Origin of the sequence: Rubritalea squalenifaciens DSM 18772, from assembly GCF_900141815.1 — a bacterium.
Lineage (GTDB): Bacteria > Verrucomicrobiota > Verrucomicrobiia > Verrucomicrobiales > Akkermansiaceae > Rubritalea > Rubritalea squalenifaciens.
Map to the genome: position 1 here is coordinate 151345 of NZ_FQYR01000005.1, position 15401 is coordinate 166745.

The window sequence follows — 15401 nt, forward strand, 5'->3', positions numbered from 1 at the left end:
TCTAACTGATTAGACGACGGTGAGGCTCTTGGCGGCTTCGACGTCGAGTTCGACGACGGTCCATGGGAGGCCGTATTGGTTGAGGTCGTCCATGAATGGATCCGGGTCGTTCTGTTCCATGTTCCAGACGCCTGCTTCGGTGGTCCACTTGCCTTCGAGCATGAGCTTGGCGCCGATCATGGCAGGTACGCCGGTGGTGTAGGAGACACCCTGGGAGCCGACTTCGGCGAAGCACTCTTCGTGGTCGCAGATGTTGTAGATGTAGAGAGCTTTCTCCTGGCCGTCCTTGATACCGCGGATGATGGTGCCGATGCAGGTGCGGCCTGTGGTGGTCTTGCCTAGGTCGCCTGGGTCCGGAAGGACAGCTTTGAGGAACTGCAGTGGGATGATCTTCTGGCCGTTGTACTCGACTTCGTCGATACGGGTCATGCCGACGGACTGGAGGACATCGAGGTGCTTGATATAGTTGTCTGAGAAGGACATCCAGAACTGAGCGCGCTTGATGGTCGGGATGTGCTTGGTGAGGGACTCCATTTCCTCATGGTACATGCGGTAGATGGAGTAGGTGCCCACACCTTCAGGGCAGGTAAACTTCTGGGACTTTGACATGGCCTCAGTCTCCTGGAAGGCACCGTCTTCCCAGTGGCGGCATGGTGCGGTGACCTCGCGGATGTTGATCTCCGGGTTGAAATTGGTGGCGAAGGACTGGCCGTGGTCGCCGCCGTTGACGTCGACGATGTCGAGGTAGTGGATTTCGTCGAAGTGGTGCTTGAGTGCCCAAGCGGTGAAGACATTGGTCACGCCCGGGTCGAAACCGGAGCCGAGCAGGGCCTTGAGGCCAGCTTTTTCGAAGCGCTCCTGGTAGGCCCACTGCCAGTGGTACTCGAACTTGGCTTCTTCTGGTGGTTCGTAGTTGGCGGTGTCCAGGTAGTGGATGCCGGCTTCGAGGCAGGCGTCCATGAGTGGAAGATCCTGGTATGGCAGGGCCACGTTGATGAGCAGGGAAGGATTCACTTCCTTGATGAGAGCCACGGTGGCGGCTACGTTGTCCGCATCGATGGCTGCGGTCTTGATGTTCACCCCGGTGCGCTCCTTGACGGAAGCGGCGATCGCGTCACACTTGGAAACGGTGCGTGAGGCGAGGGTGATATCGGTGAAAATATCGGAGAGTTGAGCGCATTTGTGAGCGACTACTGAGCCGACTCCGCCGGCGCCGATGATGAGAACGGTAGACATAAATGGATAACGGTTTGGTTTGCCCCGAGGGATTGCAGATTACGTGAAGGATTACACGAAATTTCTCACTTACAAGTGATGATTTTTTACCAGTCTGAAGGTGGGCCATCTCAGTAAAATGGGGAACAATCAGGTAGTATCCGCATAAAATAAAGATTCTGGTAGCCTTAGCTTGCCATGAGGGGTGAAACGAGCATGATAGCAGGAAACCCAGCGTAGATAAGCGCTAAAGCAATTTACTAAAAACACCAAAAACCAGTATCACCTATGAGCGATCCAGTCGTCGAAATCACGGAGTCCGATCTGCCGCAAAACCTTAAATCACTGTGGCAGAAAGCATTGAGCGCAGTGGAGGTTAAGAACTATGGCTACGCCATCAGTATTATTCAGGCCATTTTGAAGGAGCAGCCAGGCTTTTTGGAGGGCCGTAAAGTAGCGCGTACCGCTGCTGCGAGACTCCAGGGTGGAGTCGCCAAGAAAAAGAAAAGTTTTCTTGGCGGTGGCATGTCCGGCATGAAGCTTGCCGGCCAAGCCAAGAAAGATCCACTCGGAGCCTTGATCGCCCTAGAGAAAGAACTGGAAAAAGAGCCTTTCGATCCGGGTATGAATGACGTCCTTTTCGAGGCAGCATTGAGTCTCAATATGGTGGAGACAGCCGCTTTCGGTCTGGAGACTGTGCGTAGTGGGGCTCCTGAGAATACCAAGCTTCTTCATAAGCTCGCTGAGCACTACCTCGCTCGTGACCTGCCAGACAGAGCAGCTGAGGTGTACAACACCATCGTCAAGCAGAACCCTGGTGATACCGATGCGGTCAAGGGTGCCAAGGATTGCTCTGCCCGTGCTTCCATGAAGCAGCAGAAGTGGGGCGAAGATGCCTCTATCGATGATCTCAAGAAGAACAAGGACGAGGCTGCCGAGCTGGAATCCAGCGGCCGCTCCGCCATGACCCGCGACCAGATGGAGGCCAAGCTTGGCCAGCTGATCGCGCAGTACCAGGAAGATCAGCACAACCTGGCCAACGTGAAGCAAATCGCCAGTCTCTACGAGCAGCTCGAGGACTGGGAGAACTCCCACGCCTTCTTTGCTTGGGCTTATGAAATTTCCAACCAGGACGTGACTCTCAAGAACAAGGCTCGCATCATGAAAGAAAGAGCCGAGGAAGCTAGTGTCCAGGCTCTGGAAGCTCAGCTCGAGGCGGATCCTAACAACGAGGAACTCAGAGCACAGGTTCAGGAGATCAAGCAGAGCCGCGCCAAGGAAGCAGTGGCCGATGCACAGAAGCGCGTGGAGCAGAACCCTACCGATCCACAGCTGCGTTTCGAGCTTGGTACCGCACTCTTCAATTCCGGCATGTTCAGTGAGGCCATTCCTCACCTGCAGCAGGCTACTCGTAACCCGCACATCCGTACTCGCGTGCTTCTCACTCTTGCCCGCTCCTTTGATGGTAAGAACATGCATGACTTGGCCATCAAGCAGCTCTCTGATGCGCTTGCTGATCTGCACGGCATGGACAACACGAAGAAGGAAGTTCTCTACGAGAAAGGCCTCATCCACGACAAGATGGGCGACCAGACCAATGCACTGGCTTGCTTCAAGGAAATCTACGAAGTGGATTACGGCTACCGCGATGTAGCAAACCGCGTGGAGTCCTCCTACAGCGGCTAGTCCTACTGGCGATAAACGCTTTTCAGAGACCCCGGCGAGCCTGGCTCCCGGGGTCTTTTCTTTGTACTCACCCCGACAAAGTGGGAAAAGGGATTGAGCCGTCAGGCGCGGTGGCTACAGTGGTGCAGCAATTCTCATGAAAAACAGGTTTTATAACGCGTTCGACACCGAGCGGATGTTCGAGGAAAAGACCAGCGATGACTACCGCTCGGCTTTCCAGATAGATCGTGACAGGATTCTCCACACGCCTGCTTTTCGTAAACTGCAGAGCAAGACCCAGGTCTTCTGGAGTGGTGAGTATGATTTCTACCGTACCCGGTTGACCCATTCCCTGGAGGTGGCCCAGATCGGCCGTTCCATCTGCCACTATCTGAATGTGACCTCGGACTTGTTAGGAGAAGATTATTTTATCGATGGTGATCTGGTGGAGGCTTCTTGCCTTTCCCATGATTTGGGGCATCCGCCCTTCGGGCATGCCGGTGAGAAGAGCTTGAATGCCCTGATGGCCGGGCATGGAGGCTTCGAGGGGAATGCGCAGACCTTGCGTCTGCTGACTGAGCGAATCTTCAGTGTGAGCAAGCGGGGGATGAACCCTACCAGAGCTTTCCTGGACGGTGTGCTGAAGTACAAGTCCCTCTGGTCGGAGATGAAGGCCGCCAATGGAGGGAAGAACCCCAAGAACCATTTCGTCTATGACGAGCAGACGAAGTATCTGGACTGGGTCTTTGATGGCCGTGACTTTCCGCTGGAGCTTTCACCGGGTAAGCCGCGAGAAGCTTTCAAGTCCATCGAATGCCAGATCATGGACTGGGCGGATGATGTGGCCTATTCCCTCAATGACCTGGCCGATAGTGTGCGGGCTGGATTCCTCACCATTGAAAGCATCGAAAGGTGGGCGAGCCTGAATGACATCAGCAGCGATGAGGGCAGTGCTCTCGGTGATCTGCTAAGAGCCATTCGCAAGGGAAAGGTGGAACCTATGGTGGGCAGCCGTATCGGCAAGTACCTCAAGGGGGTGAAGCTAGAGGAGGATATCAACTTCATGAGTGCGGAGACTAACCGCTATCACTACAAGCTCATCATCGATGATGAGGTGAAGCGGGAGTCAGGCTTGTTCAAGAAGCTGGCGTTCGAGGTGGTCTTCCGTTCAGCAGAGCTCAACCAGCTTGAGTACAAGGGCAATCATATGCTGGTCCGCCTCTGGGACGCGCTGGAAGAAGAGTATCTTGCTGGCGCAGGTGCAGGCTACAAGCTCCTGCCAGATGATGTGGAGGCGGAAATCCGCTCCACCGAGGACGAAAGCTCTAAGCGCAGGCTGCTGTGCGATTACTTGGCCAGCCTGACAGACTCCGCCGCTGGGCGTCTCTATCAGCGCCTCTTTGTCCCCGGCTCCGGCTCGATCGGGGACTTGGTGTAAGTCCTGCTTAAGGCAATTTCCAGACTGACTTGTACTTGGTGTACTCAGCCTGAGGAAGCAGGATGTAGACTGGGTTTTTGTTAGGATCCAGTCTGGCGATGAGATTTCTTAGCTGGGTTTCGTGCATGGTGGTGCAGCCAGCGGTTGGGGCTTTGCCGTCACGACGCCAGATGTGGAAGAAGATGGCCGAGCCTCCATTGGGGACGGCCTTCTGCTTGGAGGTGGCGGTGTTGTGGCTGATGTAGAGTTTGAGGGAGTGCGGGTAGTCGTTCTGCCGCATCTGCGCCTTCTTTTCCCACTTGGAGCTAGGCTCGTGGTCGATCCTCAGGTGGCGGTTGTAGTAGGGCGAGCTAGAATCTTCCACCCAGAGGTCCCGGGTGGTGACCTGGGTGTAGTCCAGAGAGCGGTGCTTCTTGATGGAGGCGTGTGTGCCGTAGGCTCCGTAGGGTTTACCTACCCAGAAGACTCCGGCTGGAGCGCGCCAGTCAGATTCACGCTTAAAGTAGGGCTTGGTGATAGTCGGATGAATGCCCCTTCCCCAGGCGAGGCCTTTTTTGCCGAGACGTCCTTGCCAGCTCTGGGTGACGGGCTTCCAGGTGTTGCCAGACTTCTCGTAGATCTGGAGGGTAACGTGGGAAGAATTCCAGTCTTTGGCGATGCCGACGATGGCTTGTTTGCTGTTAGATGGAATTTCGAATGCCTGCAGCGGCAAAAGCAAAGCGAGGAATGCGACGAGTAACTTCATAGCTAGTCTAATAAAGCACAGAAGTGCCGCAAAATATAGGGGCATTTCAAGACGGTGCCTGAATCAGCACTTTGAAGGCCGAGCCGGGGCCGTCTGGATGGGTCAGGTAGTGATCCAGAGAAGTAGAAGTCGCGTGTGGCGCGAGAAACTCGTTTTGGGTGACGAGGCTCAGCGTGGTGAGGCCGCAGTGGTTCCCCCAGTCCATGAGATCGGTGAAGTTGACATCTGCGGTGAGGTCCTGCATGCCGACATTCTGATAGATGGCCGGGCCATCCAGCAACTGGTGCATGAGGAAGGCGCGAATCGTGCCGTGCGGGCGGCGGTGGTAGATCTCCGGGTAGGTGTCCCCGTAATCGATGGTGATGATTTCCCCCTCATGCCAGGCTGGGAGCCAGTCCTCCATCCAGTCGCGGTAGGATTCGTGGATTTCGACCCGGTAGTCTTCCGGGTGATCATCCTGGAGTGCCGAGGACTCGGGGAGGCTAGTGCAGGGGTGGAAGGATTCCTGCCCATTTTCCACATGAAGCTCGTTCCAGAGGCCTTCCTTGCGGCAAAGGATGCGCACAGGGAAGGCATCTACCAGTTCGTTGGAGAAGATGACGGCGCGGCCACGGCAGGCAGAGAGAGCCGCTTTGACGTTGTCGTGCCAAGTGACCCGGTGCTTGTTGAGCTTTTCCTTCTGTTGCTCGGTCAGTGGTTCTGAAGTCTCTACGATGTGGTAGTGGACTTTCCAGCGTTGCGGGATGGGCAGTGCATTCAGCACGGACTTTGCCAGCGAGCCATCACCTGCGCCAATTTCTATCAGGTGGAAGGATCCAGGGTTCTGCTTTAGCCAAGCGATGGCTCTGGCAGCGATGGCTCGACCTAGGATTGGAGATAGCGTAGCTGTGGTGGAGAAGTCTCCACCGGGGCCCACGGTTTTGATTTTACGCGCGTAGTATCCTTCTGATGGATGATGCAGCGCATACTGCATGAAAGAGTCGAAGCGCACGGCTATGGATTCTGAGAGTTGGGAGGGCAGGAGTGCTGCTTATTGATCAACCTTTTCAGAGAGTTGCTGGCAGGCTTTGATATCGAGCTTTCCGGAGGCGAGAATCGGAATTTCCTCTACTGGGATGATGCGTTTCGGGCACCAGAGGGAAGGAAGGCCATTTTCTAGCAGGCGGTAGCGGAGGTCGATGCACTCTTGCTCCAGCGCAACGCCGCTGATGGTGGAGAGGAGTGCAATGGCTTCACCTTTCTGAGCGTCTGGAATGCCCACGATGGCAATCTTGCGCTCCGTCTCTTCGTCGAGTCCCAGAGCATTGTTGACTGCTGCCTCCACGGTTTCATGAGGAACCATTTCACCGGCAATCTTGGAGAAGCGGGAAATGCGGCCCTCAATGGAGAGGAAGCCTTGATCGTCCATGCGGCCTACATCGCCAGTCTTGAACCAACCATCGATGATGACTTCTTTGGTCTTCTCTTCGTTGTTCAAGTAGCCGGGGAATACGTTGGCACCCTTCATCCAGATGATGCCTGGCTGGTCGATTGGGACCGGCTTGTCTGTGCTCGGATCGGTGAGTTTGACGGCGATGCCTGGCAGGAAGTTACCAACCGTGCCAACCTTGGCAGCTGGGATCACGGGCAGATTGCCAGCTGGCTCAGGAGCGGGTAGGTTGACGTTGGTAGCAGGTGAGGTCTCGGTGAGTCCGTAGCCTTCCTGCGGCATGATATTGAATTTCTGGTGGAAGGCATTGGCGAGAGAGGTCGGGAGCTTCTCTGCCCCGGTGACTACGAGCTTGAGTGGTTTGAGCTGCTCCGGGGTGACCCTGCGCATGTAGCCACGCAGGAAGGTCGGGGTAGCGAGCAGGAGGACGATCTTGTGTTCCTCGATGAGCTCGGCAATGCGCTTGGTTTCCAGCGGGCTTGGATAGGTCACGAGGTTCAGGCCTTCGATGATCGGGAACCAGAGGGTTACCGTGCAGCCGAAGGAATGGAACAGAGGCAGGGAGCCTAGGATCGTGGCATTGTGCGGAAGGTTGAGGCGGGTGCCAAACTGGCAGACATTGGCCAGTAGGTTGCGGTGAGTGAGCGGGACGCCTTTCGGTGCTCCTGATGAGCCCGAGGTGAAGAGAAGGATCGCCTCTTTGTCTCCACCTTGCGGGTCGATACCGACGAGCTTGGCGAGCAATTTGGTCGGGGTGACCTTGGAGAGAAGTACCCAGCGGGTGATCGACTTCTTGAGCTGTGGGAGTACACGCTCTAGATAGATGAGGTCGCGGTTAGGCGGCCATGGGAAGGATGGCATCTTGCGGATGAAGGGGTCCGCAGTGATGAACTTGTCCAGATCAGCCTGCTTGATGGCGGAGTGGACTGCCTCATGGCTGGCGGTGAAGTTCAGGTTCACAGGTACCTTGCCGGCAAAAATGACGGCGAGGTTGGCGATCATGCCGCCGAGTCCCGGAGGTAGAATGATGCCGACGCGCTTCTTCTTCGTCTGCTGGCTGATGTGCTTGGAGAAGGCGATGGCAACCCCGAGAATGATGGCAAAGCTTTTGCTGTCGTCCTTGGAGCCATCAAACACGGTGCACGAGCTGTGTTTTTTCAGACCGGCAAGCAAAGCCATACCCAAGGAGCCTTTGAGGAATTCCCTGGAAGAAAAAGCTGCCTCACTGGCAGTGAGGAGGCCTTCCAGCCAGGCAGCCGGGCTCATGTCAGATGGATGGAGCAGTTTGCCGAAGGAGAAAATGACTGAGGGCAGTGAGGAAGTGCTCTCGATAGAAAGAGAGCTGTCAGCAGGGATCTGGACAGCGAGTGGCAAGGAGGGTAGGCCAAGCTCAGTGATGGCCTTCAGGGTGTCGCTGGGGATGAGGGAGGCCGTGCCGGGTAGGGCGAGAGCTTCGCCTGGGAGGAAGACCGCTACGCCATTGTCGCCCAGATCTTTGAAGAGCTGTTTGCCGACCTGCTGCAGGTCCTTGTCCTTGGATGAAAAGGCAACGGCCTCGGTACCTGGTTTGCTCAGGTGAGCCTGAATAGAATCCTCAATGACGGCACTTTCCTCACAGAGCCAGATGATTTTGCGACCTGAGAGAAGTTTCTCTAGCTGAACCAATTCGGGGTAGTTCAGGCGCCCGGGGACGATCAGAACGTTGCGGTTCGGCAGGTTTTCTTTACCAATAACTTGGATGGATTTACTCATGAGACTGGACTTGCGATGGACGTGTTGCTGCGGGGAGCGTGCTTACGCTACACAATACGCCGAGAATGGCCTGTTTAATCAAGCCATTCTTTTCGATGATCCCATCTCGATTTTCAATGATCGAGCTTACTGCTCGCTCTCTTGTGGTGAAGAGGGCTCTACCGGGGCGATCTGCTCCTTGGAGCCTTTGGCAATCGCATCGAGCACACCATTGATAAATCTAGGTGAATCGGTGGAGCCGAAGCGGCGGGAAATCTCGATAGCCTCGTTGATGGCGACAGGAGTCGGGATGTCCTCACGGAAACAGATCTCGTAGATGCCGAGGCGCAGGATGGCGCGGTCAACCGGATCGATACGCTCAGGGCGGTAGTTGCTGACGATCTCCGCGATCTTGGAATCGAGATCCGCTTTGCGGTTGAGGACGGCACTGGAGAGGGAGTCCACTTCCTTGCGGAAATGGTTGAGATCTTCGCTGGTCTCTCTGAGGTGCTTGATATCCGGATGGTCCGGGAATTTGTCCGGGCTCTCGACCATGTCGATGCGGTCGGAGACGCGCTGCAGGGCATTGATGGAAGCCTTGATGGATTCCAGCTGTCTGTTGATGACTGGGAAATCCTGCAGAAGCAGGTTCCATTCCCTGCGCTGAATGGTCAGTGAGCGGTTCAGTGAGAAGAATTTCTCGATGAGATCGAGCAATTCCGGGTCGGCAGTTTCGCTGTCTGGCTTGAAGAGGCGCTTGATGCGGTCCACGAGAGCCTGCCAGTTGTTTTCCAGTTTGAGGATTTCAGCGAGCTTCAACTTCAGCTTCTCAGCGTCCGGGTGGGCGCCGATGATCGAGTCGGCCTCTGGAGCCCTGTCGATGAGTTTGGTGAAGCGGCCTTGTCTGCCCTGATTGAAATGAAGGATGGCCTTCACGGTGGCTTTGGTCAGCTTGTTGTGGTCTGACTCAAGCACGAGGGCCCAAAAAGTTTCGCAGAGGTCTTCTGCTGAGGCGCCGCCTTCTAGATCTGAACTATAGAGGAACTGGATGGCGGATTCGCGTATTTCGCGGCGGCTATGCATTGCTCGGGAACTGTCGGTTAAGTTTCTTTTTGGAATCTGGGTCGTGCTTCAACTTGGAGAAGAGCTCTACCATGGATTCCGCAGCTCTGGCAGCCTCGCGTCCGCGGTTGAGCTGGGAGCCGATGCAGCGTGCGTAAGCTTGTTTCTCGTCCTCGACAAGCAATACTTCATGAATCACGGGAGTAACATGCTTGACGGCCATCTCCTGCAGGCTGGTGCTGACGGATTCTGCGACCAAATCTCCGTGCTGGGTTTTTCCTCTAATGATGAGGCCCAGGGCGATCACAGCCTGTGGCTTTTCCTCTCCGGCAAGTACGGCGGCACAGGCTACCGGGATTTCAAAAGCTCCAGGAACGCGGACAACATCCACGCGGGCGTGTGGCATGATGGCTGCGAGTTCATCTTTGGCATTCTCAACGAGGGCATCGGTAAACTCTTCATTGTACTTGGAAGCGACAATGCTGATGCGAGCCTTTGAGTTGGAGATATTTCTTGGTCTTGGAGGAAGTGCCGTCGACATAGGGAGTGTATGTCGTGTGACGGGGAAAAAGTCAATGACGGCCTCTGAACTTACACAGGCTACTTGCTCTAAGGGCTTGTCATCATGGGAAGAGATGGCAAATGTGTGGGCAGCAAGATGGGGAAATCAACAGAGATACGTGGTGGGACCAAGGCCAAGGTCATCGGTAGAGTAATCGGTGGCGTGATATGGCTGGTGGGGATTACGCTGCGTATGCGCTTTGTGGACCGTACTGGCGCGGGCAAGACCCAGGGAACGCCGGATGAGGTGCCACCGATGCTCTATTCCCTCTGGCACAACCGGGTGTTCATCATGCCCTTTTTCAAGCGCAAGTTCCTGCGCAAGCGCCGGGTAACTGTGCTGACCAGTGCCAGTAAGGACGGGACGATCCTGGAGACTGCCGTGGGGATGTTCGGGATGGGGGCCGTTCGAGGCTCAAGCTCTCGCCGGGCCGTGGCTGCCCTGGTGGCTATGAAGAAGGCTCTTAAGGCTGGCAGCGATGTCTGCGTGACGCCTGATGGTCCCCGCGGGCCAGTCTACAAGATTCAGGCAGGTATTGTGAAGCTAGCTCAGACGACTGGAGCCCCCCTCTGTATCGTGCGTGTGCACTACTCGAGCTACTGGAGCCTGAAGAGTTGGGACCGCTTCATGATTCCTAAGCCCTTCAGCAAGGTGGAAATCATTTTCGAAGAGCCCTATTTTGTAGGGGATGACCTGGATGAAGCTGGTTTCGAGGCTGAGCGGGAGAAGCTGGAGCAGGCGATGTCCTTGTCAGCATGAAGAGTTGATCCTGGCCGCGGAAAGGCTAAGCTCAGCGCATGCAGATCGAGTTATCCACTCCAGCCCTCCTTTTTCCGGCTGTGAGTTTGCTGTTTCTTAGTTACACGAACCGATTTTTAGCTCTGTCTGCGCTGATCCGGAAGCTGCACACGGAATGGCGGGAGGATTCCAAGTTTGGTGGTAAGTCGGCTCTCGCACAGATCGAGAACCTGCGTCACCGGCTAGTGCTGATCCGCTGGATGCAGGTGAGCGGTGCGGTTAGTCTTTTCTGCTGTGTGCTCTCCATGGCAGCCATGTTGCTCGATTTCCGAGTGCTTGGCGTGTGGATCTTTGGGACGGCTCTCTTTCTGATGGCGGTTTCCCTGATTGCCCTGGTCAAGGAGGCGAGTGTCTCTGGTGGCGCGCTGAATATTTTGCTCAATGAGGCCGAGGAAAAAGAGGAATAAAAAAGCCACGCTCGGGAGAGACGTGGCTTGGAAAAAATGGGTGATGATTCCTGCGGTTAGAATTCGCAGGAGCCCGGAGTCCTGGAGAAGGGGATGACGTCCCGGATGTTTTTCATGCCAGTGACGAACATGAGCATGCGCTCGAAGCCCATCCCGAAGCCTGCATGTGGGCAGGTGCCGTACTTGCGCAGATCCAGGTACCACCAGTAGTCCTCATCGGAGAGGCCGTGCTCTTCCATATTCTTTTTGAGAACGTCCATGCGCTCTTCACGCTGGGCACCACCGATGATTTCGCCGATGCCTGGGACGAGAAGGTCCATGGCGGTGACGGTCTTGCCGTCGTCGTTCGTGCGCATATAGAATGGCTTCACGGATTTCGGATAGTTGTAAACGGTGGTGGGGCTCTTGAAATGTTCCTCGGTCAGGTAGCGCTCGTGCTCGGACTGCAGGTTTACTCCCCACTCGATCGGGTATTCAAATTTCTTGCCGGACTGGATGAGGATCTCGACGGCTTCGGTGTAGGAGACACGCTGGAATGAACGCTCGACCACGAACTCCAGTCGCTCACGGAGGGACTTGTCGACAAACTTGCAGAAGATATCGAGGTCACCTTCGTTGTTCTCAAGGATGTCTTTCACGAGGTATTTGACGAATTCCTCGGCAAGGTCCATGTCTCCCTCAAGGTCACAGAATGCCATCTCTGGCTCGACCATCCAGAACTCGGCGGCGTGGCGTGAGGTGTGGGAGTTCTCCGCGCGGAATGTCGGGCCGAAGGTATAGATGTTAGAAAGGGCGGTGGCAAAGGCTTCTCCCTCGAGCTGACCGGAGACGGTGAGGTAGGTCGCCTTGGCGAAGAAGTCTTCCTCTGGTTTGTCGGCCTTGGTATTGGTCGGGTCCTGGGTGGTGACGCGGAACATTTCACCAGCACCTTCGCAGTCGGATGCCGTAATGATCGGAGTGTGAACCAAGGTGAAGTCACGCTCTTCGAAGAAACGGTGAACTGCATGGGCAAGACGTGAGCGCATGCGGAAGACGGCTCCGTAGAGATTCGCGCGTGGGCGTAGATGGGAAATGGAGCGCAGGAACTCAGGAGTATGACCTTTCTTCTGTAGCGGGTAATCAGATGGAGCCTCGCCGATCAGTTCAAGTTCGGTGACCTGGACTTCCCATTTCTGGCCTTGGCCGGGAGATTCGATCAGCTTTCCTGTGATGCCGACCGCGGCACCGGTAGACATCTTACCGATGTGCTCGTAACCAGGGATGCCAGCATCCGCAATGCACTGGATGTTCGCCAGGCAGGACCCGTCGTTCATTTCGAGGAAGGAAAACTCTTTGGAGTCGCGTCTGGTACGCACCCATCCCTTGATGACGATGGAGTCCATCGGGGAGTCGCTACCCAGAGCGTGCTTGATTAAAGTTCGCATGCAGCTGGGATAATCGTTTTAGCTTAGCGGGTAAATAAGGAAACCGACAAACTTTTGATTTCCGTGGTGACACAGGGTCCTACCGGGTCACTTCAGCTCGTTGAGACGCCGTGAGGTAGGTGAGAGCCTTGGTTTTGTCCGTGCGGGCAAAGGCATTGACTTTGGTAGCTTGTGCTGGGGTGAGTTCTAGTTTGGTAAAGCGCGTGCCGGCGAGTTGGCGCTTTTGGTCAGAACCTTTGGCCTTCCTGTATTGCTTGCCCAGAGTGGCTACGGGCTTCGCGGTAATCTTTCTCACCAGATCGAGTCGTTCTCGGGGAACGAAGATTTTATTGGCGCATTCGATGGCGCTGGCTTTTCTCACCAGATCCTGAAGCTTGAGTTGGGTTTGATCATAGGTCACGAGCGTGACTTCCAGTCCATCGATCCAGCCCGCCTCCGTGGTGATGACTCCGGGTAGGGCACCAAGTTTGCGCTCACCAGTCCAGAAGCAGTGCATTGCAAAGGCGGCCTTGGCCTGATTCTGTGTGCTGAGTTCTATCCGTAGGAGCTCCAAAGGAGCTGGAATCTTCTGCCCGGATTTTTGAAGAGCTAAAACCATTCTGTCTGTTAGGCTCTTGAGGTCCCAGATTTTGTCTTTGCGAGGAATGATATCTTTACCCGAGGCGTCGAAGAAGCGGATGACTTGGTAGTTCCAGGCAGGCTCGTTGAACTTGCGAAGCATTTCTTTGTCCTTACCTCCGCTGTTATTCTTGATGAGGAGCGGGACAAAGGTGTTCTCAATACTATCAACGATGATGGGGTGGGCCATGACCTCATGGCCAAACTTCTTGCAGCCTGCTCATCCGGGGACTTCCTGAAAAAAGGCGAAGATCGGCTTGTTAGTCTTTTTGGAGAGTGCCGCGGCCTGATCAAAGTCTCTAAGAAAAGCGGCCGGCCCAGTCTCTTGGGCAAAGTTTTTTGATTCGGCGGAGCAAGAGCTCAGCAAAATACTGAAGCCTAAAAGAAACAGCCATCGTAAACCCATACAGGTACGATGGCTGTGAGATGGTATCTATTCCAGATCTATTTAATTCATCGGAAGGCTAGGAGCAATTAGGAGCACACGCTGGCTCTGGTAGGCTTCCAGCTTATTGAGGAAGCTTTCAATTTGCTTTGCCTTGTCAGGACCGAGGAGCCCGACGGCTTGGCTCTGTAGAAGCTCTTTGCGGAGTTGCTCTACCATGGAATGCTGCGGATGAGCTGCCTGAATGAACTCATGCTTGTCTTCTTTTGGCTTAGCAAACAGGCCTTCCATAGGGCTCTTAGGCTCGGGGAAGAGAAGGACGTCTATTTCATTCTCACTGTGGAGGGAATCATAGAGGTGGTTGATGGCGTCATTCAGACCACCGAGTTCATCTACCAGGCCGATAGCAATAGCGTCTTTGCCGCTGTAGACTCGACCACCTGCCAGCTTTTCCAGTTCACCTTTGATGCGGTCACCGCGGCCATCCATGATGCGCTTCTTGAAAGTCCCGTAGACGTCGAGCATGGACTTGCGGATCAGCTCGGTTTCCTCAGGGGTGTAAGCGCGCGTGATATTCATGAGGTCGGCGTGCTTGCCACGCTTGGAGGCGTGCACCGTGATGCCAAGTTTGTCCATGGCATCGCCAAACACAAATTTCATGCCGACTACACCAATCGAACCAGTGATGGTGCCGGGCTCTGCGAAGATCTTGTCTGCTCCTGCAGAGACGTAGTAACCACCACTAGCTGCGACTGCCCCCATAGAAACAACAAATGGACGGCCGGTGGCTTTGAATTCATCAGTCGCTTCCCATAGGACGTCTGAAGCAAGAGCAGATCCCCCTGGTGAGTTCACGCGAAGAACGAGACCTTTGCAGTTGTCGTTGCGAGTGGCTGCCAGAATCTCCTTTCGGACTGGCGCAACCGATTCGTCAGTGATGTTGCCTTCCAAGACGACGACTGCGATGTAAGGTGATGTTGCTTTGGCATCACCATCAGAATTGAGCATGAGTTTGACCAGGTCGAAGAAGCCTTTGATCTCCGGGCCATTGGGATCAGGGAGTGAATAGGTGCGGTCGAATTTCGTTTCCTTGCCGTAATGGGCTCTGACTTTTTTGATGAAGTCAGTGCGGTACTCCAAATGATCCACGAGCTTGAGCTCCAGAGCTTCCTTGGGGCTGATGACGCCTTTGTTGATGATGTCTTTGACCTTCTCTTTGGAGAGCTTACGTCCCTCTGCCAGTTGGTTGATGATCTGTTCGTAGAGTGAGTCTAGCAAAGCGGCCTGCTGTTTCTCAGCGTACTCGGATGGTCCAGTCCTGTAGAAGGTTTCTCCAGCGGACTTGAAGTCTCCGATGTGAATGACCTCGACTTTGACGCCTACTTTATCCAGCAAGTTTTTGAAGTACATGCTCTCGCCATAGAGGCCTGTGAGCATGACGTTGCCCTCTGGCATGAGGGTCATGTGGTTCGCGGCGCTGCCTAGCAGTGCGGTGGTGGGAGTCAGATATTCGGTGTAGAGCCAGACGTCTTTTTCTTGTTCTCTGAGTTTCAGGAGAAGACAGCGGATTTCCTGTACTTGAGCCAGTGACATAGAGGAATCGTCTACGTCGAAAACGACGCCTTTGATCTCATTGTCGTTGATGGCTGCCTCAAGGCTCTCAGTGATGTCGAAGTGAGTCAGCGGACGTGATGCGTCGCTCAGGTTGAACAGGCTGGTGCTTGTCTGACCACTTTCAGAGATCGGGCTATCTAGGTCATAGACCGCGACGGTGGGCTCTGCATACAAGCTAGTGGCTGCCATCAAGGCTGAGGCTGTGAGGATGGATGGAATAAATCGGGACATGTTCGTCAATTCTACGTGTTATGGGGTATTAACGCATCACCAAGGCTTGGTTACAACTAAATGTAACGAACATAAAA

General features: G+C 54.9%; 13 protein-coding genes. 4 read left to right on the forward strand and 9 right to left on the reverse strand.

What is annotated here, in order from left to right; all coding sequences use genetic code 11:
* Nucleotides 1-9: 9 nt before the first annotated feature.
* Complete coding sequence (locus tag BUB27_RS13945) at nucleotides 10-1236, reverse strand: saccharopine dehydrogenase family protein (RefSeq protein ID WP_143184474.1); 1227 nt, start codon at nucleotides 1234-1236, stop codon at nucleotides 10-12.
* Nucleotides 1237-1503: 267 nt separating this feature from the next.
* Between BUB27_RS13945 and BUB27_RS13950 the strand changes: the two genes are divergently transcribed.
* Entirely contained in the window at nucleotides 1504-2901 is a 1398-nt protein-coding gene (locus tag BUB27_RS13950) for a tetratricopeptide repeat protein (RefSeq protein WP_143184475.1), read from the forward strand.
* A 136-nt stretch (nucleotides 2902-3037) separates the two neighbouring features.
* Nucleotides 3038-4318 carry a dGTP triphosphohydrolase gene (gene dgt, locus BUB27_RS13955; protein ID WP_143184476.1) on the forward strand — a complete coding sequence of 427 codons (1281 nt, stop codon included), beginning with the start codon at nucleotides 3038-3040 and terminating at the stop codon, nucleotides 4316-4318.
* Nucleotides 4319-4325: 7 nt separating this feature from the next.
* Here the strand turns inward: dgt and BUB27_RS13960 are convergent, their stop codons facing one another.
* The 5 genes from BUB27_RS13960 to ribH form a co-directional block, all read right to left on the reverse strand.
* The gene (locus BUB27_RS13960; RefSeq protein WP_143184477.1) at nucleotides 4326-5063 is read right to left on the reverse strand and encodes a L,D-transpeptidase family protein; all 738 of its coding nucleotides are present in this window, start codon (nucleotides 5061-5063) and stop codon (nucleotides 4326-4328) included.
* Between the two features lie 46 nt (nucleotides 5064-5109).
* Nucleotides 5110-6054, reverse strand: a complete 945-nt coding sequence (locus BUB27_RS13965; protein WP_143184478.1) for an SAM-dependent methyltransferase — start codon at nucleotides 6052-6054, stop codon at nucleotides 5110-5112.
* Between the two features lie 39 nt (nucleotides 6055-6093).
* A complete protein-coding gene (locus BUB27_RS13970) occupies nucleotides 6094-8244 on the reverse strand; it encodes an AMP-binding protein (RefSeq protein ID WP_143184479.1) in 2151 nt (716 codons plus the stop codon).
* Nucleotides 8245-8370: 126 nt separating this feature from the next.
* Nucleotides 8371-9306: a transcription antitermination factor NusB gene (nusB, locus tag BUB27_RS13975; protein ID WP_143184480.1), complete on the reverse strand. Its 936-nt coding sequence runs from the start codon at nucleotides 9304-9306 to the stop codon at nucleotides 8371-8373.
* Nucleotides 9299-9826 carry a 6,7-dimethyl-8-ribityllumazine synthase gene (gene ribH, locus BUB27_RS13980; RefSeq protein WP_143184481.1) on the reverse strand — a complete coding sequence of 176 codons (528 nt, stop codon included), beginning with the start codon at nucleotides 9824-9826 and terminating at the stop codon, nucleotides 9299-9301. Before ribH ends, nusB begins: the two co-directional genes overlap by 8 nt.
* 117 nt (nucleotides 9827-9943) lie before the next feature.
* Between ribH and BUB27_RS13985 the strand changes: the two genes are divergently transcribed.
* Nucleotides 9944-10606 (forward strand): lysophospholipid acyltransferase family protein, encoded by a 663-nt coding sequence (locus tag BUB27_RS13985; RefSeq protein WP_159434973.1) that lies wholly within the window; start codon nucleotides 9944-9946, stop codon nucleotides 10604-10606.
* A gap of 38 nt (nucleotides 10607-10644) precedes the next feature.
* On the forward strand, nucleotides 10645-11052 hold the full coding sequence (locus tag BUB27_RS13990) for a DUF2721 domain-containing protein (RefSeq protein WP_143184483.1): 408 nt from the start codon (nucleotides 10645-10647) through the stop codon (nucleotides 11050-11052).
* A gap of 56 nt (nucleotides 11053-11108) precedes the next feature.
* Here BUB27_RS13990 and asnS read toward each other — a convergent pair whose 3' ends face one another.
* From asnS to sppA, 3 genes are all read right to left on the reverse strand, one after another.
* Nucleotides 11109-12476: an asparagine--tRNA ligase gene (gene asnS, locus BUB27_RS13995; RefSeq protein ID WP_143184484.1), complete on the reverse strand. Its 1368-nt coding sequence runs from the start codon at nucleotides 12474-12476 to the stop codon at nucleotides 11109-11111.
* A 79-nt stretch (nucleotides 12477-12555) separates the two neighbouring features.
* Nucleotides 12556-13500: a VPGUxxT family thioredoxin-like (seleno)protein, type 2 gene (locus tag BUB27_RS14000; RefSeq protein ID WP_267462192.1), complete on the reverse strand. Its 945-nt coding sequence runs from the start codon at nucleotides 13498-13500 to the stop codon at nucleotides 12556-12558.
* A 42-nt stretch (nucleotides 13501-13542) separates the two neighbouring features.
* The gene (gene sppA, locus BUB27_RS14005; protein WP_143184486.1) at nucleotides 13543-15324 is read right to left on the reverse strand and encodes a signal peptide peptidase SppA; all 1782 of its coding nucleotides are present in this window, start codon (nucleotides 15322-15324) and stop codon (nucleotides 13543-13545) included.
* Between the last annotated feature and the right edge of the window lie 77 nt (nucleotides 15325-15401).

Bases quoted from the DNA above. Each gene is read 5' to 3' on its own strand.
- BUB27_RS13950 (WP_143184475.1), top strand. From the start codon at position 1,504: ATGAGCGATCCAGTCGTCGAAATCACGGAGTCCGATCTGCCGCAAAAC.
- BUB27_RS13990 (WP_143184483.1), top strand. From the start codon at position 10,645: ATGCAGATCGAGTTATCCACTCCAGCCCTCCTTTTTCCGGCTGTGAGT.
- sppA (WP_143184486.1), bottom strand. From the start codon at position 15,324: ATGTCCCGATTTATTCCATCCATCCTCACAGCCTCAGCCTTGATGGCA.
- ribH (WP_143184481.1), bottom strand. From the start codon at position 9,826: ATGTCGACGGCACTTCCTCCAAGACCAAGAAATATCTCCAACTCAAAG.
- BUB27_RS13985 (WP_159434973.1), top strand. From the start codon at position 9,944: ATGGGGAAATCAACAGAGATACGTGGTGGGACCAAGGCCAAGGTCATC.
- BUB27_RS13960 (WP_143184477.1), bottom strand. From the start codon at position 5,063: ATGAAGTTACTCGTCGCATTCCTCGCTTTGCTTTTGCCGCTGCAGGCA.
- asnS (WP_143184484.1), bottom strand. From the start codon at position 12,476: ATGCGAACTTTAATCAAGCACGCTCTGGGTAGCGACTCCCCGATGGAC.
- nusB (WP_143184480.1), bottom strand. From the start codon at position 9,306: ATGCATAGCCGCCGCGAAATACGCGAATCCGCCATCCAGTTCCTCTAT.
- BUB27_RS13945 (WP_143184474.1), bottom strand. From the start codon at position 1,236: ATGTCTACCGTTCTCATCATCGGCGCCGGCGGAGTCGGCTCAGTAGTC.
- dgt (WP_143184476.1), top strand. From the start codon at position 3,038: ATGAAAAACAGGTTTTATAACGCGTTCGACACCGAGCGGATGTTCGAG.
- BUB27_RS13970 (WP_143184479.1), bottom strand. From the start codon at position 8,244: ATGAGTAAATCCATCCAAGTTATTGGTAAAGAAAACCTGCCGAACCGC.